The following is an 18,881-nucleotide window of genomic DNA, read 5'->3' on the forward strand; positions in this document are numbered from 1 at the left end:
CGGCTGGCATCTACGGCAGCGCCACAACAGCGTAGAACCCTGAGGGGCGCGGACCGCTGTGAGGTAAGGCTCAGTCGCAGCGGGGCGGGCGGGACGACCGGTCCCGTGAATCCCTAGTCGCGATCTATCGCGTTTCGGTACGCTGGTGCCGTGGACGCAGACAACGGGGGACTGCCGGGCCCCGAAACCCCGCCCGGACCGCTTCAGAAGCAGGACCAGCAGCCGGAGCGGCCGGCGGTGAAGCTGACCAAACCGGCGGCCGCGCCCGTGGCCGACATACGCGCCTCCGACGCGGACCGCGACCGGGTCGCCGAGATCCTCCGCGAGGCGCTGGCGGAGGGCCGGCTGGACCCCGAGGAGCACGCCGAGCGGATCGACACGGTCTATCGCGCCAAGACGATGGGCGAGCTGGAGCCCGTCGTACGGGACCTGCCCGCGGCGGGCGCCGGCCGTCCGCAGCCGGGCCCCGCGGCGTACGCCTACGAGACGGGCGAACCGGCCCCGGACCAGAACCTCGTCGCGATCTTCAGCGCCTCCGTCCGCAAGGGCCGCTGGCAGGTCCCCCCGCGGATCAACGCCGTCGCCGTCTTCGGCAGCGTCGAGATCGATCTGACCGAGGCGGTCTTCCCGCAGCAGCAGGTCCAGATCAACGTCACCTCGATCCTCGGCAACGTGGAGATCCGGGTCCCGGAGAACGTCACGCTGCGCAGCAGCGGCTCCGGCGTCCTGGGCAACTTCGAGATCGAGACGAACGAGGCCGAGGACGCCGCCGCCCCGCAGCTCCTGGTCAACGGCTACGCCGTACTGGGCAACGTCGAGGCCAGGCCCAAGCGCGGCGCCTGGATAGGCGATCTGCGCGACCGGCTGCGCGAGGGGCACCGGGAGATGCGCCGGCAGCTGCGCGAGGAGCACCGCGAGCGCCATGAGCGGCTGCACGAGGAGCACCGGGAGTGGCACGAGCGGCGGCACACCGAGCGGCGCGAGCGCCGGGACCGCTTCCGCTAGGGCCGGGCGGCTGACGGCTCCGTGCGGACCGGAGCCGACGGCATCGTCCCGCCTGGGCAGCGGCAGATTTTCGCGTTGTCGCCCTTTCTCGTTTCCGCACGATCGCCACGGTGTGCATAAGCGTGCGTACAGCGGGTAGGGCTGGTGCATCGTCTCTCGTACGGCTGCGGGGTGCGGAAAAAGGCCGTGCGCAGCGAGACGGGCAAGGGTGATTTCTCTCGCCGAAGCCGTCGTCAGGAGTAGACCGTGCTGCTACCGCATCAGCCCCTGCAGGATGCCGCTGTCGTTCCGTCCCCGCGAGTGCCTGCGCGCGACGAGGCCGGCCCCTGGCATTCGGAGGCGGTGTGCCGCCGGGACGAAGCCGGGCTGTTCTTCGCCCCGTCCAAGGAGCCGACCGCCGCGCGGCTCGCCAGGGAAGAAGCCGCGAAGCGGGTCTGCGCCCGCTGTCCCGTGATGGTCGAGTGCCGCGAACACGCGCTGCTCCAGCCGGAGCCGTACGGCGTCTGGGGCGGTCTGACCGCGGCCGAGCGCCGGGTCGTGCTGACCCGTCGGCGGCGCCGCGAGTCCGAGCTGCAGCGTACGGCCCATATGCCCGCGGCAGGCTGACCGTCGCGACCGTATGGGCCACTTCGCCCCCGCCGGAGCCTCTCCGACGGGGGCGAAGTGTCGTGGCGGCCGGCGCCGTCAGCTGGGGCGCTCGAAGTCCACCGAGCTGTAGGCGCGCAGCTTGGACAGCCGGTGCTGGGAGTCGATCTGGCGGATGGTGCCCGACTTGGACCGCATCACCAGGGACTGGGTGTAGGCGGTCTCGGCGCGGTAGCGGACCCCGCGCAGCAGCTCTCCGTCGGTGATGCCGGTGGCGACGAAGAAGACGTTGTCGCCGCGGACCAGGTCGTCGATCTCCAGCACCTTGTCCAGGTCGTGCCCGGCGTCCAGGGCGCGCTGCCGCTCCTCGTCGTCCTTGGGCCACAGCTTGGCCTGGAGCGTGCCGCCCAGGCACTTCATCGCGCAGGCCGCGATGATGCCCTCGGGCGTACCGCCGATGCCCAGCAGCAGATCGACGCCGGTGCCCTCGCGGGCCGCCATGATCGCGCCCGCGACATCGCCGTCGGAGATGAACTTGATCCGCGCACCGGCCTCGCGGACCTCCTTGACCAGGCCCTCGTGGCGGGGCCGGTCCAGGATGACCACGGTGACGTCCTCGACCGCGGACTTCTTCGCCTTGGCGATCCGCTTGATGTTCACCGCCACCGGGGCCGTGATGTCGACGAAGTCCGCGGCCTCCGGGCCGGTCGCCAGCTTGTCCATGTAGAAGACCGCGGACGGGTCGAACATCGAGCCGCGCTCGGCGACCGCCATCACGGAGACCGCGTTCGCCATGCCCTTGGCGGTCAGCGTCGTGCCGTCCACCGGGTCCACGGCCACATCGCACTCCGGGCCGGTCCCGTCGCCGACGCGCTCGCCGTTGTAGAGCATCGGGGCGTCGTCCTTCTCGCCCTCCCCGATGACCACGACGCCGTTCATCGAGACGGTGTGGATCAGGGCGCGCATGGCCTTGACCGCCGCGCCGTCCGCGCCGTTCTTGTCACCCCGGCCCACCCAGCGGCCCGACGCCATGGCACCGGCTTCGGTGACCCGTACGAGCTCCAGGGCGAGGTTGCGGTCCGGGGCCTCGGGACTGACCTCGAGTTGGGACGGGAGATGATGCTCGGTCATCGAGCGCACCTTTCTGTACGGCGACGGCCGTGAGGATGAGGGTAGGTATGACTTTATCTCCAGCCCGCGAAAATGAGCAGAGGGCCCTTCGCATGAGCAGCCGCAGCGGAGGTCCGCGCCCCGCCGTTTTGGCAGGTGACGGCCGTCACCAGGGGGCCTGTCGGAGCGGGGGCGGGCATGGGGGACCATAGGGGCGTGGCAGGTATGCGAGGCAGGCAAACGGTGCGGGACATGGTCCTGTCGCTGGCGGTGATCGGCGTCCTTGTCGGGGCGATCTACATCTTCATCCCGCACGACGACAGCGCCGACGCGGAGATGAGCGCGGTCAAGAGGGTCGACTACCGCGTCGAGCTCATCACGGCCCGGCGGGCGGCGCCGTACCCGGTCGCGGCGCCCGAGGGGCTGCCCAGGACCTGGCGCGCCACCTCGGTCTCGTACAAGGCCAGCGACGACGGCAAGGGCGGCGCCTGGCATCTGGGCATGCTCGACCCCGAGCAGCAGTACGCGTCCATCGAGCAGAGCGACGCGAGCGCCAAGGAGTTCATCAAGGACGTCACGCTCGGCGCCACGAAGGTCGCGGGCAAGCAGGCCGTCGGCAGCAAGAAGTGGGACCGCTACCAGGGCGACAAGTACCGGGCGCTGGTCCGTGAGGAGTCCGGGGTGACCACGGTCGTCACCGGCACCGCGCCGTACGGGCGGCTCGCGGACCTGGCGGCGGCGCTGGTGGCGAAGAAGGGCTGACGGCGCACCGGAGCGCGACGAGGCCGCCGCACCCACGCGGGTGCGGCGGCCTCGTCATTGCCCGGGGCGCGGCGTCGCCGCGCGGGGTGCGGCTCAGACGCTGGCGACGGCCTCGTCGAAGCCGAGCCGCGGCGAGCGCGGGGAGAACGCGTCGGGGCCCGGCTTGCCGATGTTGAGGACCAGGAACGCCTTCTGCTTGCCGTCGCCGAAGAACTCCTTGTCGACGCCGGTGAAGTCGAAGCCGGTCATCGGACCGGCGGCCAGGCCGGCCGCGCGGATGCCGACGATGAAGTAGCCGGCCTGCAGGGTGGCGTTCTGGGTGCCGGCGACCTCGCGGACGGCGGCCTCGGCGAAGAAGGTGTCCTTGATGCCCGGGGCGTGCGGGAAGAGCTTCGGCAGGTTCTCGTGGAAGTCCAGGTCCACGGAGAGGATCGCGGTCAGCGGCGCGCTCAGGGTCTTCGGGCCGTTGGCGCCCATGGCGTGCTTGACCAGGCGCTCACGGGCGTCCTGCGAGCGGACCAGGGTTATCCGCAGCGGGGACTGGTTGAAGGCGGTCGGGCCGTACTTCACCAGGTCGTAGATCGCCTGGACCTGCTCGTCCGTCACCGGCTCGTCCGTGAACGTGTTGGCGGTCTGGGCCTCGCGGAACAGGAGGTCCTGAGCGGCGGCGTCAAGGGCGAGAGACATAAGGGCACCTCGGTGGGTCGGGTGGGGTCGGGTTCAAAACCACTCTAAACCGGATAGGTGAAGTTTCAACTAAATGGCGCGCGATTCCGGCTGATTGTGAGTCGGTTCACATGGGATGGTAGCTAGATTCCGGGATCCGAAAGCGGCTTTCCGGAAAGTGGATGACGGGCGGACGCTCGGCCGGTCGAGGGCCGGAAGGCCCTAGCGGCGCTCCACTCCCGCCCCCGCCTCCGTCTCCGCCTCGTCCGACTCCGCCAGCGCCGCGTCCAGCCGGGCCCGCGCGCCGTCCAGCCAGCGGCGGCAGACCTTCGCCAGCGCCTCGCCGCGCTCCCACAGCGCCAGCGACTCCTCCAGCGTCGTGCCGCCCGCCTCCAGGCTGCGGACGACCTCGATCAGCTCGTCCCGCGCCTGCTCATAGCCGAGCGTGGAGTCCACCGGCGCCACCTGTGCCGCGCCGGCCGCCGCGCCCTGCTCCGCGTCCACCACGCCGTCCGTCTTCGCTTTCGCCATGTCTCCCACCCTATTCGGCGGGTGTGACAGCGCCCCCGACGCTGCCCACCCGCACCCTGAACTCGCCCTCGGCCACCCGGGCCCGCAACTCGTCGTCCGTACTCACCTCTTGAGGCGAGCGCACCGCCGCGCCGTCCGGCTTCTGCAGTACCGCGTAGCCGCGCTCCAGCGTCGCCTTGGGCGAGAGGGCGACCACCCGCGCGAGGGTGTGCACCAGCTCCGAATCCGCACGGTCCAGCAGATGCCCCAGGGTCCGCCGGCCGCGCTCCAGCAGGGCCGTGATCTGCTCCTCGCGCTCCTCGACCATCCGCTGCGGCCGCTGTATGCAGGGCCGCTGCAGCGCCGCGGCCAGCCCCCGCTCCTCGCGCTGCACCAGGCCGTCGACCGCCCGCCGCGCCCGCTCCCGCAGCTGCTGGACCCGGGCCAGCTCCTCGCCCACGTCCGGCACCACCTTCTTCGCCGCGTCCGTCGGCGTCGAGGCGCGCAGATCGGCGACCAGGTCCAGCAGCGGGGTGTCCGGCTCATGGCCGATCGCCGAGACGACCGGCGTCGTCGCCGCACTCACGGCCCGTACGAGCTGCTCGTCGGAGAACGGCAGCAGATCCTCCACGCTGCCGCCGCCGCGCGCCACGATGATCACGTCCACCTCGGGCAGCGCGTCCAGCTCCTGCACCGCCGCGATCACCTGCGGCACGGCGTGCACGCCCTGTACGGGGACGTTGCGCACCGCGAAGCGGACGGCGGGCCAGCGGTGCCGCGCGTTCTCCAGGACGTCGCGCTCCGCGGCGCTCGCCCGGCCGCAGACCAGCCCGATCAGCTGCGGAAGGAACGGCAGCGGCCGCTTGCGGTCCGCCGCGAAGAGCCCCTCGGCCGCCAGCGACTTCTTCAACTGCTCCAGCCTGGCCAGCAGTTCACCGACCCCGACCGGCCGGATCTCGGCCGCCCGCAGCGACAGCTGGCCGCGCGGGGCGTACCACTCCGGCTTGGCGTGCACCACGACCCGGGCGCCCTCGCTGATCACGTCGGCGACCTTGTCGAAGACCTGGCGGTAGCACGTCACGCTCAGCGAGATGTCGTACGACGGATCACGCAGCGTCAGAAAGACGACCCCCGCGCCGGGCCGCCGCGAGAGCTGGGTGATCTGCCCCTCGACCCACACCGCGCCGAGGCGGTCGATCCAACCGCCGATGAGCCGGGAGACCTCGCCGACCGGGATCGGCGTTTCCGGGGACGTTGAGACAGCCATACGAGCGAGGGTAGCGGTGGGCACTGACAGTGGCCGCCGCCTTGCCGTCGGTCCCGTGTGCGGCGCCGTTGCGCGGGGGCGCTGCCCCCGGACCCCCGGTCCTCAATCTCCCCCAGCTACCGCTGGGAGGTGCCCCCAGACGGGCTGGATTCGCCGGACCTTGCGTACTGCGCCCCCAGCACCACCACCCCCACCCCCAGCCACACCCCACCCACGACCTGCGCCGTGGGCGACGCCGCCGCGATCACCGCGACCACCACTGCCAGGCCCAGCAACGGCACCACCCCGTGCCGCAGTGCGCTCGGTGCCGTTCCCCGTCTCCGTACCAGGAAGTGCCCGATCACCGACGCGTGCAGCAGCGCGAACGCGGTCAGCGCGCCCACGTTCACGATCGACGACAGCCGGTCGAGCCCGTCGTCCCGGCGGGCCGCCCACACCGCCGCCACCAGCGTCACCGCGGCCGCACCCAGCAGCGCCCGGCGCGGCACCCCGCGCGACGCGTCCACCTTCGCCATCGCGCCCGGCAGCCGCCGGTCCCGGGCCATCGCGAACAGCAGCCGCCCGGCCGCCGCCTGCCCCGCCAGCGCCGCGAAGGCCGCCCCGATCGCCTTGCTGGCCGCCACCAGCTTCTGCAGCCACTCGCCCACGGCCGCGTCGGCCGTCGCGTAGAAGGCCTCCCCCTGCTTCCCCGGTTCGGCCGCCAGCTCGGCCGCGGTCATCGGGGTGAGCAGCGCCGCCAGATACGTCTGTACGGCGAAGAGCACACCCGCCACCACCAGACACGTCAGCACCGCCCGAGCCACCCGCTGCGCCCCTCCGGCGGACTCCTCCGCGAACGACGCGATGGCGTCGAAGCCCAGATAGGACAGCACCGCGACCGACACCGCCGACAGCACCGCGCCCATGGAGAAGGCGCCCTCGCCGGTGAACGGCGCCGTCCAGCTCCGCTGCGCCCCGTGCGCGACCAGCACGCAGACGGCCGCGACGACGAAGACCGCCAGCACCGTGATCTCCATCGCCAGCACCGCGAACCCCACCCGGGCCGCGGTCCGCACGCCCCACAGGTTCAGCAGCGTCGTCACCACCACGGCGAGCGCCGTCCACACCCACGGGTGCACCGACGGCACCAGCGCATGCAGCGCGATCCCGGAGAACAGATACGCCACCGCCGGGATCAGCAGATAGTCCAGCATCGCCATCCACCCGGCGACGAACCCCGCACCCTCGCCCAGCCCCACCCGGGCGTAGGTGTAGACCGACCCGGCCTGCGGGGCGACCCGCACCATCTGGGCGTACGAGTACGCCGTGAACCCCATCGCGAGGGTCGCGACGGCGTAGACGACGGTGATCGCCCCGTGCGACCTGGCCTGCAGCGTGCCGAAGATGCCGACCGGGGCCATCGGGGCGATGAACAGCAGCCCGTAGACGATCAGATCCCGGAACGTCAGAGTCCGCCGCAGCCCCATCCGTGCGCCTCCTCGAAATGTCCGGCTCTCAGTCTGGGCTAAAGGCACGAACTTGCGAGGCGGAGGCACGGCCTACGATGGGACGCATGACTGCACTGCCCGGCCAGCCGCCCGCCCGCAAGGTCCTGCTCGCCGCCCCCCGTGGCTACTGCGCGGGTGTGGACCGCGCCGTGATCGCCGTCGAGAAAGCGCTGGAGCAGTACGGCGCCCCCGTCTACGTACGCCACGAGATCGTGCACAACAAGTACGTCGTGAAGACCCTGGAGAAGAAGGGCGCGATCTTCGTCGACGAGACGGAGGAGGTGCCCGAGGGCAACATCGTCATCTTCTCGGCACACGGCGTCGCACCCGTCGTCCACGAAGAGGCCAAGCGCGGCAAGCTCGCCACCATCGACGCGACCTGCCCGCTGGTCACCAAGGTCCACAAGGAGGCCGTCCGGTTCGCCAAGGAGGACTACGACATCCTCCTGATCGGCCACGAGGGCCACGAAGAGGTCATCGGCACCAGCGGCGAGGCGCCCGACCACATCACCCTCGTCGACGGCCCCGGCGACGTCGCCAACGTGGAGGTCCGCGACCCGGACAAGGTCGTCTGGCTCTCCCAGACCACGCTCTCGGTCGACGAGACCATGGAGACCGTGGACGCCCTCAAGGGCCGCTTCCCCAACCTCCTCTCGCCGCCCAGCGACGACATCTGCTACGCCACGCAGAACCGCCAGACCGCCGTGAAGCAGATGGGCGCCGAGGCCGATCTCGTCATCGTCGTCGGCTCCAAGAACTCCTCGAACTCGGTCCGCCTCGTCGAGGTGGCGCTGGGCGCCGGCGCCCGCGACGCGCACCTCGTCGACTACGCCGAGGAGATCGACGAGGCCTGGCTGGAAGGCGTCGGCACGGTCGGCGTCACCTCGGGCGCCTCGGTCCCCGAGATCCTCGTCCACGGCGTCCTGGACTGGCTCGCCCAGCGCGGCTACGAGGACGTCGAGACCATCACGGCCGCCGAGGAGTCCATCGCCTTCTCGCTGCCCAAGGAGCTCCGCCGCGACCTGCGCGCCGAGGCCAGGTCCGCCGCCGAGAGCTGACCGCCACCGGATCCGGATTCCCCCGGGCGCGCCGTCCCGTCCCCGCCTAGCCTTTTCCCCATGAGGGTCTTCGGTGTGGACATCGGCGGATCGGGCATCAAGGGTGCCCCGGTGGATCTGGAGCGCGGCGACCTCGCCGAGGAGCGCTACAAGGTACTGACCCCGCACCCGGCCACCCCGGAAGCGGTCGCGGACTGCGTCCGGCAGGTCGTGGCGCACTTCGGGTGGTCGGGGCCGGTCGGTGCGACGTTCCCCGGCGTGGTCACCGGCGGCACGACCCGTACCGCCGCCAATGTCGACAAGGGCTGGATAGGCACCGACGCCGCCGCGCTGCTCAGCGGCCGGCTGGGCGGCGAGGCCGGCGGCTGCCCCGTCACCGTCCTCAACGACGCGGACGCGGCCGGCCTGGCCGAGATGCGCTTCGGAGCGGGCCGCGACCGGGCCGGCACGGTCATCGTCCTCACCTTCGGCACCGGCATCGGCAGCGCCGTCTTCACCGACGGCCGGCTCGTCCCCAACACCGAGCTCGGCCACCTGGAGCTGCACGGCCACGACGCCGAGAAGCGCGCCTCGACCAGGGCCAAGGAGGACGAGGGGCTGAACTGGGCGCACTGGGCACGCCGGGTCCAGAAGTACCTCGCCCATGTGGAGATGCTCTTCTCGCCCGAGCTGTTCGTGATCGGCGGCGGAGTGAGCCGCAAGGCGGAGAAGTTCCTGCCGCTGATCGAGGGCGTCAGGGCCGAGATCGTGCCGGCTCAGCTTCAGAACAACGCGGGGATTGTGGGTGCCGCGATGGCTGCGTACGCCGCTCGGGCCGGCGGGCCTGCTGCCGCGGACGGCTCCCCGGCCGCGGCCGTCCCCGGTCCGCCGGCCGCGCAGCCGACCGGTCGCGCGGCCCGCCCTGCCCGCTCCGCGGTCGACTCGCCGGTCGGCTGGCCCGACGTCGCGAGATGACCGTCGCGCGGCGGACGACCGCGATCAGCGCGCAGATCAGCGTGCCGGCGTAGAGCCAGCCGGCATCCAGCGCGAGGACCGTGAAGACCCCCATCACCAGTCCGCCGAATCCGCTCCCGCCGCGGTGGATCGGCAGCGCACCGACCGCGAAGGCGATCGGCAGGGTGACCGGCGCGCAGATCAGGTCGTACGGCCGGACCCAGAGCGCCGCGCCCACGCTCACCAGCAGGAAGACGAAGCCGTACGGGGCCTGCGCGCCGCCCAGGAGCAGCCGGTCCAGATACGCGAACGCCAGCAGCGCCAGCGTCGCCAGCAGCCAGCAGCCCAGGCCGGTGAGCTTGGCGGCCGGCATCCGGCGCGGCGCGGGAGGCGGCGGGGCGGCGGCCGCGGGGAGGTGCCGGGGACCGGCCCGGCGGACGGCCGGGGGCCCGGCGCCGTCCGGTGGCCCCTGGGGGCGTCCGGGCGCGCGGGCCACCATGGGCGCCCCGGTGGGGCCGCGGGCCGGGCGCGCCTGCACCGGGCCGCGTGCCGGGGCCTGTGCGGGGGCGGGGGCGGACGCCGGTACGGACACGAACCCGGAGGCCCGCATCGCGGTGAGAAAGGCGTCGTCGGGGTCGGCGGCCACGGCCTCCGCGGGGCGCGGGAGCCGGGTGCCCGTGTCCGTGGCCGGCTGTCCGGACCGTGGCGGGCCGTGCTGGGGCGTGCGCGCTTCGTGTTGCTCCACTCGCCAACGGTAGGCCGCTAAGTGGGATTAACCGGTTGCGGGACACGCGCTTTGCTCCGAGCTTGGGGCTTCCTCCGATACCGGGTGTGCGAGGCGGGGCCGGGAGCGGGGGCGCCGTCCGGGCAGGGCGGGTCCCGCTGGCGGCCGCTTGGGCCGGCCCGCCCCGTAGACTGGTTGATCGGCCCTCCCGGGATCCGGCACCGGACCCGCAGCGGCCGCCCACCCACCACCTCTGCCTGCGGAAGTCGAGTCGCCACAGTGTCGCTCACGATCGGAATCGTCGGTCTGCCGAATGTCGGCAAGTCGACCATGTTCAATGCCCTGACCAAGAACGACGTGCTGGCGGCCAACTACCCGTTCGCCACCATCGAGCCGAACGTCGGCGTCGTCGGCGTCCCCGACTCCCGCCTCGCCAGGCTCGCCGAGATCTTCGGCTCGCAGAAGGTCCTCCCGGCCACCGTCGACTTCGTCGACATCGCGGGCATCGTCCGCGGCGCCTCGGAGGGCGAGGGCCTGGGCAACAAGTTCCTCGCGAACATCCGCGAGTCCGACGCGATCTGCCAGGTCATCCGCGCCTTCAAGGACGAGAACGTCGTCCACGTCGACGGCAAGGTCTCGCCCAAGGACGACATCGAGACCATCAACACCGAGCTGATCCTGGCCGACCTCCAGACCATCGAGAAGGTGCTGCCGCGCCTGGTCAAGGAGTCCCGGATCAAGAAGGACATCGCCCCGAAGGTCGCGGCGGTCGAGGCCGCCAAGGAGATCCTGGAGAAGGGCGACACCCTCTTCTCCCAGGGCATCGTCCAGGGCTCCGGCAAGGAGGAGCTCCTGCACGACCTCCACCTCCTCACCACCAAGCCCTTCCTCTACGTCTTCAACGTCGACGAGGACGAGCTGACCGACGAGGACTTCAAGAACGAGCAGCGCGCCCTGGTCGCGCCCGCCGAGGCGATCTTCCTCAACGCCAAGCTGGAGGCCGACCTCGCCGAGCTCGACGAGGACGAGGCCCTCGAACTCCTCCAGTCCGTCGGCCAGGACGAGCCCGGCCTCGCCACCCTCGCCCACGTCGGCTTCAACACCCTCGGCCTGCAGACCTACCTGACGGCCGGCCCCAAGGAAACCCGCGCCTGGACCATCAAGAAGGGCGCAACGGCCCCCGAGGCGGCCGGTGTCATCCACACCGACTTCCAGAAGGGCTTCATCAAGGCCGAGGTCATCTCCTTCGACGACCTCGTCGAAACCGGCTCCGTCACCGACGCCCGCGCCGCCGGAAAGGCCCGCATGGAGGGCAAGGACTATGTGATGCAGGACGGGGATGTGGTGGAGTTCCGCTTCAACGTGTGAGCGGATGAACTAACACCGCATCGCTGATCTGGCAAACATGCAGTTCAGAAGGGGTTCGACTCTCTGGAGTCGGACCCCTTGTGGTTTTCCCCGTGCTGGGATTGCGCTGGGATGTAGATGGGTTGGTGGTCTACCTCCCGGGCCGCGTCACCGCTCGCAGTAGAGGCGTCATCGACGTACCTCCGCACTTCGATGTCATTTTTGGGACTCGATTGATATCGTTGTTGTGTCGTCGGGGTGTGGAGGGATAGCTGATGGCCAGGACTGTGATCGATCTGGACGAGGAGATCGTCGAGCAGGCGATGCGGGTGTACGGGGTGAAGACGAAGGCCGCCGCAGTGCGGGCGGCCATGGAGGAGGGAGTGAAGCTGCGGCTGCGCCGGGAGCTGTTCGATGCCATGGATGACGGCGAGTTCGAGGACGTGTTTGCGGAGATCCGCTCGCAGACGGGGCCGCGGAATCCGGACGGCTCCCTGAAGCGCGGAGGCGGGGCCTCGGCGGCGTGAAGGGGCGCTACCTGATCGACAAGTCCGCTTTGGCCCGCCGGGGCAGGCCGGCGGTGCGGGCGCGGCTGGATGCGCTGGACCGCGATGGGCTCTTGGCAGTGTGCGCCCCGACCGAGTACGAGGTTCTGTACTCGGCGCGCGGAAAGCCCGAGGCGCTGCGGCTGCGCACCTTGCTCCGTGGATTCGACTACCTGCCCTGCAACGACGAAGAGTTCGAGCGGGCGCTCGAGATCCAGGCCGTGGCCCTGAACGCCGGCTTTCACCGGGCGCTGTCGCTGGCCGACGTCCTTATCGCGGCAACCGCCGAGCGGCATCGAGCCACGGTCCTGCACTACGACGGCGACTTCGACATGATTGCTTCGGTGAGCGGGCTGCAGGCCGAGTGGGTCGTAGAGCCAGGCACCGCCGACTGAGTCGGGAACGCGCACCGGCGCTCGCAGGTGTTGGGTAGCGTTCTCGGCGTCGAATCTTCTTGTACTTTGTCGAGATTCCCGTGCTGGGATGGTGCTGGGACGCGTCCGCATAACCGCAGGTCAAACAAGTTGTGGTGGAGTTCCGGTTCAACGTCTAGACACAGATCGCAAGGGGCCGGGCTCTGGGAGTCCGGCCCTTCGCATTCCCCGTGCCGGCGCGGCGGTGGTCCTCAGCCGGTCCGGGGCGGAGTGAGCTTGTCGAGGTCGAGGCTGATGTCGAAGGGCACGGGGCGCTGGAGGGCGCCCCGGAAGATACCGGCGGGCGCGTATGCGCTGGTGGGTTCGTCGAGCTCGTAGACGTGAACGACGGGTGACCCGTCCTCGTCCTCGATGCACCAGTAGTGCGGGATGCCGGCCTCCGCGTACTTGCGGAGCTTGACGGTGCGGGCGCGGTGGGCCGACTCGGGGGAGACGACCTCGATGACGAGTTGGACTTCGCCGGGTGCGAAGTACGTGCGGTCGGGGTCGTAGGGGGCGGTCGTCACGAGAAGGTCCGGCTCGGGGCGGTTGCGGGCATCGAGCCGGATGGTCATCTCCCGCTCGACCTCGATGCCCGCCGGCGCCTGGTCTGTGAGCGTGGTGGTCAGGGCGGTGACGAGGCGGCCGTGCCAGGACCGCTGCGGCGACAGCATGAAGACGAGTGCTCCGTCGATCAGCTCGGTGTGGCGTGGTGCCTCGGGGAGGCGGTCCAGGTCCTCCGCGAACCAGCCTTCCGCGCGCGGCGGGCGCATCCAGTCGGGCAGTGCGGTCATGGCTCAACCGTAGCGACTCGGCAGGGCCCGGACCACGAGGTCGTCAACCGGCGGGGCGGGTGGCTCTTAGGCGCCGCCGCGATGGATGGTGTGCCCGGGTATCAGGCCGCCATGGCCGCCGAGTTGGGGATTCCCGAGGACCGTGGGGCGGGGGCAGCGCGAGGGTCAGCGCGGGAAGAGCTGGAAGAGCGTTGCCGGGCGGCCGCGGTAGCGTTCGCCGCCGGCGCGCAGGCCCTGTTCGATGAAGGTACGGGCGTAGGCGTGCGGGTCCTGGTCGGCGCCGCGCAGGCCCCTGATGTAGGTGGCGTGGGCCGCCAGTGAGGCGATCGCGCGGTCGATGCCGGGGCCGACCTCGGCGGCGTGGGTGGGGTACGGGGAGGCGGCCACGGCGACCCAGCGGACGCCGTTCCAGGGTGCCAGGCCGTGTGCGTCGGCCAGTTCGGGGAAGATCCAGCGGTTGCCGGCGTCGCCCGCCGCGTCCAGGACGGCCCGGCCGACCACCCGGTGGTCGGGGGAGTTCCACTGCACGCCGCCCCAGGTGTCGTGGTGGTTGAGGGTGATCAGCAGCTCGGGGCGGTGGCGCCGGATGGCGGCGGAGAGGTCGCGGCGCAGCGCCGTACCGGCCTCGATGGTGCCGTCGCGGTGCTGTTCGAGGAATTCGACGGTGTGCACGCCGACGAGTGCGGCGCCGGCCCGCTGTTCGGCCTCGCGGACGCTCGCGCACTCCGCCGGCGCCAGCCCGTCGATTCCGGCCTCGCCGCGGGTCACCAGGAGGTAGCTGATCTCGCGCCCGGCGGCGGTCCATTCGGCGATGGCGGCCGCGGCGCCGTATTCGAGGTCGTCGGGGTGGGCGACGACCGCGAGGGCGCGCTGCCACTCCTTGGGCATGGGGGCGAGGCGGGGCTCGGCGGGCATGGGTGCCTTCCTTCCCTTCCTGTGACCTGTTCCGGTGACCTGTTCCGGGGGACGGCCGGGTCGATCGTGCCATGCGGGGGCGGCCCGCGCGGGGAGGTGCCGCGTGGGGTGTGGGTGAGGCGGGGGAAGGGGAGGGGTGGGGGAGGCGTGGGGTTCGGGCCCGCTCTCCAGGGGCTGAGCTGGGTTTCATCACATCAGGTGAATATCTGGCCCAAGGTTGCGGTCGACAACGCGCAGTTGCCACGCTGTTGCTGACTGTCAAGCTGTTGGGAGGGCACGTGCCTTTCGGTGAGCAGCCCGCGTACCTCCGCGTCGCCGGCGACCTGCGCCAGAAGATCGTCGACGGGTTGCTGCCGCCGCATACCCGCCTTCCCTCGCAGGCCCGCATCCGCGAGGAGTACGGGGTCTCGGACACCGTCGCCCTGGAGGCGCGCAAGGTCCTGATGGCCGAGGGGCTGGTCGAGGGCCGCTCGGGGTCGGGCACATACGTCCGCGAGCAGCCCGTCCCGCGCCGTATCGCCCGGGTCGGATTCCATTCGGTCGGCGGCTGTACGCCCTTCCGGCAGGAGCAGACGGATGAGCGGGTGCGGGGCACCTGGGAGTCCAACAGCGAGCAGGAGGCGGCCGGTTCGGCGGTCGCGGCCCGGCTGCGCATTCCGCCGGGCGCCAGGGTGATGCGCACCCGCTATGTGTTCCGGGCGGAGGGCGAGCCGGCGATGCTCTCCACGTCTTGGGAACCCCTGGAGGTGACGGGCCGGACGCCGGTGATGCTGCCGGAGGAAGGGCCGTTGGCGGGGCGCGGGGTGGTCGAGCGGATGGCGGCCATCGACGTGGTGGTGGACAACGTCGTCGAGGAGGTCGGCGCGCGGCCCGCGCTGGCCGAGGAGGCCATGGCGCTGGGCGGGGTGCCGGGGCATGCGGTTCTGGTCATCTCGCGGACGTACTGCGCGGGCGGCCGGCCGGTCGAGACGGCCGATGTCGTCACGCTCGCGGACCGGTACCGGGTGTCGTACCACCTGCCGGTGAAGTAGCCGCGACGGCCTTCGGGGAGGCCGTTCGCCCCTTCTCTCCCTCTTGTCCCCACTCCCTGTGTCCGCGTGCTCGACGCCGCGTACGGGATCCGTAGCGTCTTCCGGTCTCCAGTCCGATGTCCAATTTGCCCGGAAATGGATATAAATCTTGGCCGGATCTTGGTGTTGGAAACCTCACAGACCCTCAACTGGGCGGGAGTTTTGGCCAGCTGCGGGAAGCCGATCTTCGGAATCGCTCTTACGATGGCGAAGTTTGTGCACGGCACGGGGGAAGACCAGGAGACCAGCACGTGAGCACGACGAAAACCCAGGGTGCGGAGCAGGGTTCGCATTCGAATTACCGCCGGTCCCTCGGGACCATCGCCCTGACCGCCACGGGTCTCGGGTCGATCATCGGGTCCGGCTGGCTCTTCGGGGCCGAGCGGGCCGCTGCCATCGCCGGTCCGGCCGCGATCGTGGCCTGGATCATCGGCGCGCTGGTCGCCCTCACGATCGCGCTCACCTACAGCGAACTCGGCGCGATGTTCCCGAAGGCCGGCGGCATGGTCCGCTACGGCCAGTACTCGCACGGCTCGCTGGCCGGCTACCTCGCCGCCTGGGCCAACTGGATCGCGATCGTCTCGGTCATCCCCGGTGAGGCCACCGCCTCCGTCCAGTACATGAGTTCCTGGGAATTCGGCTGGGCGCAGTCGCTCTACGACGGCAAGGAGCTGACCGGCACGGGTGTCGCGCTCGCCAGCGTCCTGCTGATCTTCTACTTCTTCCTCAACTGGTTCGCCATCTCGCTGTTCGCGAAGACCAACACGGCGATCACGGTCTTCAAGGTCGTGGTGCCGGTGATGACCGCCGGTGCGCTGATGGTGGCGCACTTCGACACCAGCAACATCACCCAGCACGGCGGCTTCACCCCCAACGGCTGGAGCTCGGTCTTCACCGCCGTCGCCGTCTCCGGCATCGTCTGGGCCTACAACGGCTTCCAGTCCCCGCTGAACCTCGCCGCCGAGGCCCGCAACCCCGGCCGGTCGCTGCCCAAGGCCGTGGTCTGGTCGATCCTGATCGCGCTGGTCATCTATGTCGCGCTGCAGGTCGCGTTCCTGATGGCGGTGCCCGGCGACCACCTGGGCGCCCGCGGCGGCTGGGCCGGTCTCGGCTACAACTCGCCGCTCGCCGACCTCGCGGTCGCCTGGGGCCTGAACTGGCTGGCGCTGCTGCTGTACGCGGACGCCTTCGTCTCGCCGTCCGGCACCGGCATGATCTACGCCGCCACCACCTCGCGCATGATCCACGGCGTGCAGGAGAACGGCCATCTGCCCGGCGTCTTCGGCAAGGTGGACAAGAAGACCGGTGTGCCGCGTCCGGCGCTGCTGCTCAACCTCGTGATCGCGTTCCTCTTCCTCGCGGTGTTCCGCGGCTGGGGCTCGCTCGCCGAGATCGTCTCGGTCGCCACGGTCATCTCGTACATCACCGGACCGGTCGCCGTGATGTCGCTGCGCCGCATCTCGCCGGACCTCAAGCGTCCGGTCAAGCTCCGGGTGATGCCGGTCATCGCGCCGATCGCGATGATCTTCGGCTCGCTGGTGCTGTACTGGGGCCGCTGGCCGCTGACCGGCAAGGTCATCCTGATCATGGCCGTCGGACTGCCGGTCTGGGCCTGGTACGAGATCGGCAAGCCGCTGACCCAGGGCCGCAAGCCGTGGGCCGGGCTGCTCCCGCACCTGAAGGCCGGTGCCTGGATGGTGGCGTATCTGCTGGTCATGGCGGCCGTCTCGTACATGGGCGGCAAGGAGTTCGGCGGCAAGGGCTATCTGCCCGAGGGCTGGGACATCGCCGTGGTCGTGGTGATCGCGCTGGCCTTCTACTTCTGGGGTGTGCGCAGCGCTTGGCGCAACCCGTCGCTGGTCCAGGTCGAGGCCGAGATCCGCGAGGCGGACGAGGCCGCGGTTGCGGACGGGGCCGGGGAGGCCGAAGGGGCCAAGGCGTCCGTCGGGGCCTGAGTCAGCCCGGCGCCGCGTCGCGAAGTTTTGTACACATGCCCGAGGCCATCGGGCGAGAACCGGCCACTCGCAGGCCGCTTCCGGTACGCCGGGGGCCCGCGGGTGGCCGGTTCGGTATCTCTTTGTGTAAATCCATATCCGGTGCGTAAAGGTCGGGCGTACGCTCGGGCATATGCGGATTGCGATTTCGGCATCAGCAGACGAGGGGCGCGCGACGGCGCGCTGTGTGGCGGACGGAGGGGTGCAATGACCGACGGTGGAGCCGTGCTCCCCTGGCAAGTCATCCGCCAGGACGAAGGTGGCAACCGGTATCGCGTCGGTCGTTATGCCACCCGGGCGGAGGCGGAGCGCGTGGCCGACGGGCTCGACGCGCGTGGCCATGAGCAGCTTTACGTGGTCGAGAAGGTCGACCACGCGGCGACCTGAGGGGCGGCGGGCGAGAAGCGGGACGAGGACGGGGGACGTAGGCTGCCGCGCATGACGACGGTGCGCGTAGTGGTGGGCGGAGCGGTGTGCGAAGGCGGGCGGCTGCTGGCTGCCCGGCGCAGCGCACCGCCCGCGTTGGCCGGCCGCTGGGAACTGCCCGGCGGCAAGGTGGAGGACGGCGAGACGCCCGAACGGGCGCTGGAGCGCGAACTGCGTGAGGAGCTGGGCGTCGAGGCCGCGGTCATGGAGCGCATTCCGGGGGAGTGGGTGCTGCGGCCCGGCTACGTCCTGCGGGTGTGGACGGCCCGGCTGGTGTCCGGACGGCCGCGGCCGCTGCAGGACCATGACGAGCTGCGCTGGCTGCGGCCCGGCGAGGAGACGCAGGTCGACTGGCTGGATCAGGACCGCCCGGCGGTCGCCGAGGCGATGCGCCGGCTGGTCGTCACGGCCGGAGTGCCGGGCGCCCGGCCCTGCTGAGCGCGCGCGGCCGCCCGCCCGCCGTCGCTCACGCCCCGCGTACCCCGGCCCCTCCGCCGCGCACGCGCGCCCGCCCGCTGCGCGTGCTCCACTCCGCCGTTCCCATTTGTTCCATTCGTGTCACAGTGCACCGTTGAGGGCGATACTCCGGCCTCGATATCGGGTATGTCCAGATTGACCCCTTCAATGCGGGCAATCCGACGGGGATGCCATCGGGGTTGGGATGTGATCGGCGTGAGCGACAGCGCAGCGGCAGGGGTCCCAGAGTCCGGCTCCAGCAGTGTCCGCAAGCGCGGCAGGGCCACCGGTTCACCGATCGCCGAATGGAGCTTTCCGGCCGATCCCGGCGCGGTGCGCACCGCCCGCACCATGGTCCGCCGGGTGCTGGACGACTGGGGGCTGAACGGCGCCACCGATGTCGCCGTACTCCTCGTCAGCGAGCTCGTCACCAACTCCCTGCGCTACGCCAGCGGACCGATCGGCGTCCGCATGGTGCTGCTGAGCGCCGGCGGGCTGCTCGTCGAGGTCTCCGATCCGCTGCCCGACCCGCCACAGGAGCGCACCGCCGCCCCCGACGACGAGGGAGGCCGCGGATTGCAGCTGGTCGCGTGCAGTTCGCGGCGCTGGGGGACCCGGCGTGGAAAGAGTGGCAAGACAGTGTGGTTCGAGCTGTCGGTGGCTGGTTAGGAGACATGTGGAGTCGTGATCGTTGCCATTTCATCGACATTTTGTAGATGGCCTGCGATCGAGACTGTGCTGTGATCGTGAAGACCGTGTTCCGGATAGCCGGGGTGCTGGATACTCAGGCTGGTCCGGTCCGGGCACGATGAGC

General features: G+C 70.9%; 20 protein-coding genes and 1 pseudogene. 13 read left to right on the forward strand and 8 right to left on the reverse strand.

Features of this window, described 5'->3' with window-relative positions; translation table 11 throughout:
* The first annotated feature begins 150 nt into the window (after nt 1–150).
* Together ACWD6P_RS28145 and ACWD6P_RS28150 are read left to right on the forward strand one after the other, a co-directional pair.
* Nucleotides 151–1,005: a DUF1707 SHOCT-like domain-containing protein gene (locus ACWD6P_RS28145; RefSeq protein ID WP_451446965.1), complete on the forward strand. Its 855-nt coding sequence runs from the start codon at nt 151–153 to the stop codon at nt 1,003–1,005.
* A 246-nt stretch (nt 1,006–1,251) separates the two neighbouring features.
* The gene (locus tag ACWD6P_RS28150; RefSeq protein WP_451446966.1) at nt 1,252–1,611 is read left to right on the forward strand and encodes a WhiB family transcriptional regulator; all 360 of its coding nucleotides are present in this window, start codon (nt 1,252–1,254) and stop codon (nt 1,609–1,611) included.
* Nucleotides 1,612–1,689: 78 nt separating this feature from the next.
* Here ACWD6P_RS28150 and glpX read toward each other — a convergent pair whose 3' ends face one another.
* Nucleotides 1,690–2,721, reverse strand: coding sequence for a class II fructose-bisphosphatase (gene glpX / locus ACWD6P_RS28155; protein WP_451446967.1), 1,032 nt, complete (start codon nt 2,719–2,721; stop codon nt 1,690–1,692).
* A gap of 204 nt (nt 2,722–2,925) precedes the next feature.
* Here glpX and ACWD6P_RS28160 point away from each other — a divergent pair, with 204 nt between their 5' ends.
* Nucleotides 2,926–3,462: a DUF4245 domain-containing protein gene (locus ACWD6P_RS28160; protein WP_451446968.1), complete on the forward strand. Its 537-nt coding sequence runs from the start codon at nt 2,926–2,928 to the stop codon at nt 3,460–3,462.
* 93 nt (nt 3,463–3,555) lie between these two features.
* On the opposite strand, the gene ACWD6P_RS28165 is transcribed toward ACWD6P_RS28160, so the two are convergent.
* The 4 genes from ACWD6P_RS28165 to ACWD6P_RS28180 form a co-directional block, all read right to left on the reverse strand.
* On the reverse strand, nt 3,556–4,149 hold the full coding sequence (locus ACWD6P_RS28165; RefSeq protein WP_451446969.1) for a malonic semialdehyde reductase: 594 nt from the start codon (nt 4,147–4,149) through the stop codon (nt 3,556–3,558).
* 201 nt (nt 4,150–4,350) lie between these two features.
* A complete protein-coding gene (locus ACWD6P_RS28170; protein WP_451446970.1) occupies nt 4,351–4,659 on the reverse strand; it encodes an exodeoxyribonuclease VII small subunit in 309 nt (102 codons plus the stop codon).
* Nucleotides 4,660–4,669: 10 nt separating this feature from the next.
* Nucleotides 4,670–5,905 carry an exodeoxyribonuclease VII large subunit gene (gene xseA / locus ACWD6P_RS28175; protein WP_451446971.1) on the reverse strand — a complete coding sequence of 412 codons (1,236 nt, stop codon included), beginning with the start codon at nt 5,903–5,905 and terminating at the stop codon, nt 4,670–4,672.
* Nucleotides 5,906–6,021: 116 nt separating this feature from the next.
* Nucleotides 6,022–7,371, reverse strand: coding sequence for an APC family permease (locus tag ACWD6P_RS28180; RefSeq protein ID WP_451446972.1), 1,350 nt, complete (start codon nt 7,369–7,371; stop codon nt 6,022–6,024).
* Between the two features lie 77 nt (nt 7,372–7,448).
* Here ACWD6P_RS28180 and ACWD6P_RS28185 point away from each other — a divergent pair, with 77 nt between their 5' ends.
* Both ACWD6P_RS28185 and ppgK read left to right on the forward strand, forming a co-directional pair.
* Nucleotides 7,449–8,450: a 4-hydroxy-3-methylbut-2-enyl diphosphate reductase gene (locus tag ACWD6P_RS28185; protein WP_451446973.1), complete on the forward strand. Its 1,002-nt coding sequence runs from the start codon at nt 7,449–7,451 to the stop codon at nt 8,448–8,450.
* 60 nt (nt 8,451–8,510) lie between these two features.
* Nucleotides 8,511–9,404 (forward strand): polyphosphate--glucose phosphotransferase, encoded by an 894-nt coding sequence (gene ppgK, locus ACWD6P_RS28190; RefSeq protein WP_451446974.1) that lies wholly within the window; start codon nt 8,511–8,513, stop codon nt 9,402–9,404.
* Between the two features lie 13 nt (nt 9,405–9,417).
* On the opposite strand, the pseudogene ACWD6P_RS28195 reads toward ppgK, so the two are convergent.
* A pseudogene (locus ACWD6P_RS28195) lies at nt 9,418–9,993 on the reverse strand (DUF6542 domain-containing protein); the annotation flags it as partial.
* Between the two features lie 393 nt (nt 9,994–10,386).
* Here ACWD6P_RS28195 and ychF point away from each other — a divergent pair.
* The 3 genes from ychF (at nt 10,387) to ACWD6P_RS28210 (ending at nt 12,394) form a co-directional block, all read left to right on the forward strand.
* The gene (ychF, locus tag ACWD6P_RS28200; protein ID WP_451446975.1) at nt 10,387–11,475 is read left to right on the forward strand and encodes a redox-regulated ATPase YchF; all 1,089 of its coding nucleotides are present in this window, start codon (nt 10,387–10,389) and stop codon (nt 11,473–11,475) included.
* 254 nt (nt 11,476–11,729) lie between these two features.
* The gene (locus ACWD6P_RS28205; protein WP_451446976.1) at nt 11,730–11,981 is read left to right on the forward strand and encodes a type II toxin-antitoxin system VapB family antitoxin; all 252 of its coding nucleotides are present in this window, start codon (nt 11,730–11,732) and stop codon (nt 11,979–11,981) included.
* Nucleotides 11,978–12,394, forward strand: coding sequence for a PIN domain-containing protein (locus tag ACWD6P_RS28210; RefSeq protein ID WP_451446977.1), 417 nt, complete (start codon nt 11,978–11,980; stop codon nt 12,392–12,394). The genes ACWD6P_RS28205 and ACWD6P_RS28210 overlap by 4 nt, the downstream gene beginning before the upstream one ends.
* A 230-nt stretch (nt 12,395–12,624) precedes the next feature.
* On the opposite strand, the gene ACWD6P_RS28215 is transcribed toward ACWD6P_RS28210, so the two are convergent.
* Together ACWD6P_RS28215 and ACWD6P_RS28220 are read right to left on the reverse strand one after the other, a co-directional pair.
* Nucleotides 12,625–13,206, reverse strand: a complete 582-nt coding sequence (locus ACWD6P_RS28215; RefSeq protein ID WP_451446978.1) for a Uma2 family endonuclease — start codon at nt 13,204–13,206, stop codon at nt 12,625–12,627.
* A gap of 165 nt (nt 13,207–13,371) precedes the next feature.
* Entirely contained in the window at nt 13,372–14,121 is a 750-nt protein-coding gene (locus ACWD6P_RS28220) for a PIG-L deacetylase family protein (protein WP_451446979.1), read from the reverse strand.
* A 278-nt stretch (nt 14,122–14,399) separates the two neighbouring features.
* On the opposite strand from ACWD6P_RS28220, the gene ACWD6P_RS28225 reads away from it, so the two are divergent.
* From ACWD6P_RS28225 to ACWD6P_RS28245, 5 genes are all read left to right on the forward strand, one after another.
* Nucleotides 14,400–15,152, forward strand: a complete 753-nt coding sequence (locus ACWD6P_RS28225; protein ID WP_451446980.1) for a GntR family transcriptional regulator — start codon at nt 14,400–14,402, stop codon at nt 15,150–15,152.
* Between the two features lie 290 nt (nt 15,153–15,442).
* Nucleotides 15,443–17,146, forward strand: a complete 1,704-nt coding sequence (locus tag ACWD6P_RS28230) for an APC family permease (RefSeq protein WP_451446981.1) — start codon at nt 15,443–15,445, stop codon at nt 17,144–17,146.
* Nucleotides 17,147–17,392: 246 nt separating this feature from the next.
* Complete coding sequence (locus ACWD6P_RS28235; RefSeq protein ID WP_451446982.1) at nt 17,393–17,572, forward strand: SPOR domain-containing protein; 180 nt, start codon at nt 17,393–17,395, stop codon at nt 17,570–17,572.
* A 51-nt stretch (nt 17,573–17,623) separates the two neighbouring features.
* On the forward strand, nt 17,624–18,049 hold the full coding sequence (locus tag ACWD6P_RS28240; RefSeq protein WP_451446983.1) for a (deoxy)nucleoside triphosphate pyrophosphohydrolase: 426 nt from the start codon (nt 17,624–17,626) through the stop codon (nt 18,047–18,049).
* Nucleotides 18,050–18,274: 225 nt separating this feature from the next.
* Nucleotides 18,275–18,736 carry an ATP-binding protein gene (locus ACWD6P_RS28245; protein ID WP_451446984.1) on the forward strand — a complete coding sequence of 154 codons (462 nt, stop codon included), beginning with the start codon at nt 18,275–18,277 and terminating at the stop codon, nt 18,734–18,736.
* Nucleotides 18,737–18,881: the final 145 nt, after the last annotated feature.

The sequence above is a fragment of the Streptomyces sp. NPDC002446 genome (genome assembly GCF_053595675.1).

Excerpts from the sequence above, each read along its gene's own strand:
- glpX (WP_451446967.1), bottom strand. The coding sequence starts at position 2,721 with ATGACCGAGCATCATCTCCCGTCCCAACTCGAGGTCAGTCCCGAGGCC.
- ACWD6P_RS28220 (WP_451446979.1), bottom strand. The coding sequence starts at position 14,121 with ATGCCCGCCGAGCCCCGCCTCGCCCCCATGCCCAAGGAGTGGCAGCGC.
- ACWD6P_RS28180 (WP_451446972.1), bottom strand. The coding sequence starts at position 7,371 with ATGGGGCTGCGGCGGACTCTGACGTTCCGGGATCTGATCGTCTACGGG.
- xseA (WP_451446971.1), bottom strand. The coding sequence starts at position 5,905 with ATGGCTGTCTCAACGTCCCCGGAAACGCCGATCCCGGTCGGCGAGGTC.
- ACWD6P_RS28160 (WP_451446968.1), top strand. The coding sequence starts at position 2,926 with ATGCGAGGCAGGCAAACGGTGCGGGACATGGTCCTGTCGCTGGCGGTG.
- ACWD6P_RS28170 (WP_451446970.1), bottom strand. The coding sequence starts at position 4,659 with ATGGCGAAAGCGAAGACGGACGGCGTGGTGGACGCGGAGCAGGGCGCG.
- ACWD6P_RS28215 (WP_451446978.1), bottom strand. The coding sequence starts at position 13,206 with ATGACCGCACTGCCCGACTGGATGCGCCCGCCGCGCGCGGAAGGCTGG.
- ACWD6P_RS28165 (WP_451446969.1), bottom strand. The coding sequence starts at position 4,149 with ATGTCTCTCGCCCTTGACGCCGCCGCTCAGGACCTCCTGTTCCGCGAG.
- ppgK (WP_451446974.1), top strand. The coding sequence starts at position 8,511 with ATGAGGGTCTTCGGTGTGGACATCGGCGGATCGGGCATCAAGGGTGCC.
- ACWD6P_RS28205 (WP_451446976.1), top strand. The coding sequence starts at position 11,730 with ATGGCCAGGACTGTGATCGATCTGGACGAGGAGATCGTCGAGCAGGCG.
- ACWD6P_RS28235 (WP_451446982.1), top strand. The coding sequence starts at position 17,393 with ATGACCGACGGTGGAGCCGTGCTCCCCTGGCAAGTCATCCGCCAGGAC.
- ACWD6P_RS28240 (WP_451446983.1), top strand. The coding sequence starts at position 17,624 with ATGACGACGGTGCGCGTAGTGGTGGGCGGAGCGGTGTGCGAAGGCGGG.
- ACWD6P_RS28185 (WP_451446973.1), top strand. The coding sequence starts at position 7,449 with ATGGGACGCATGACTGCACTGCCCGGCCAGCCGCCCGCCCGCAAGGTC.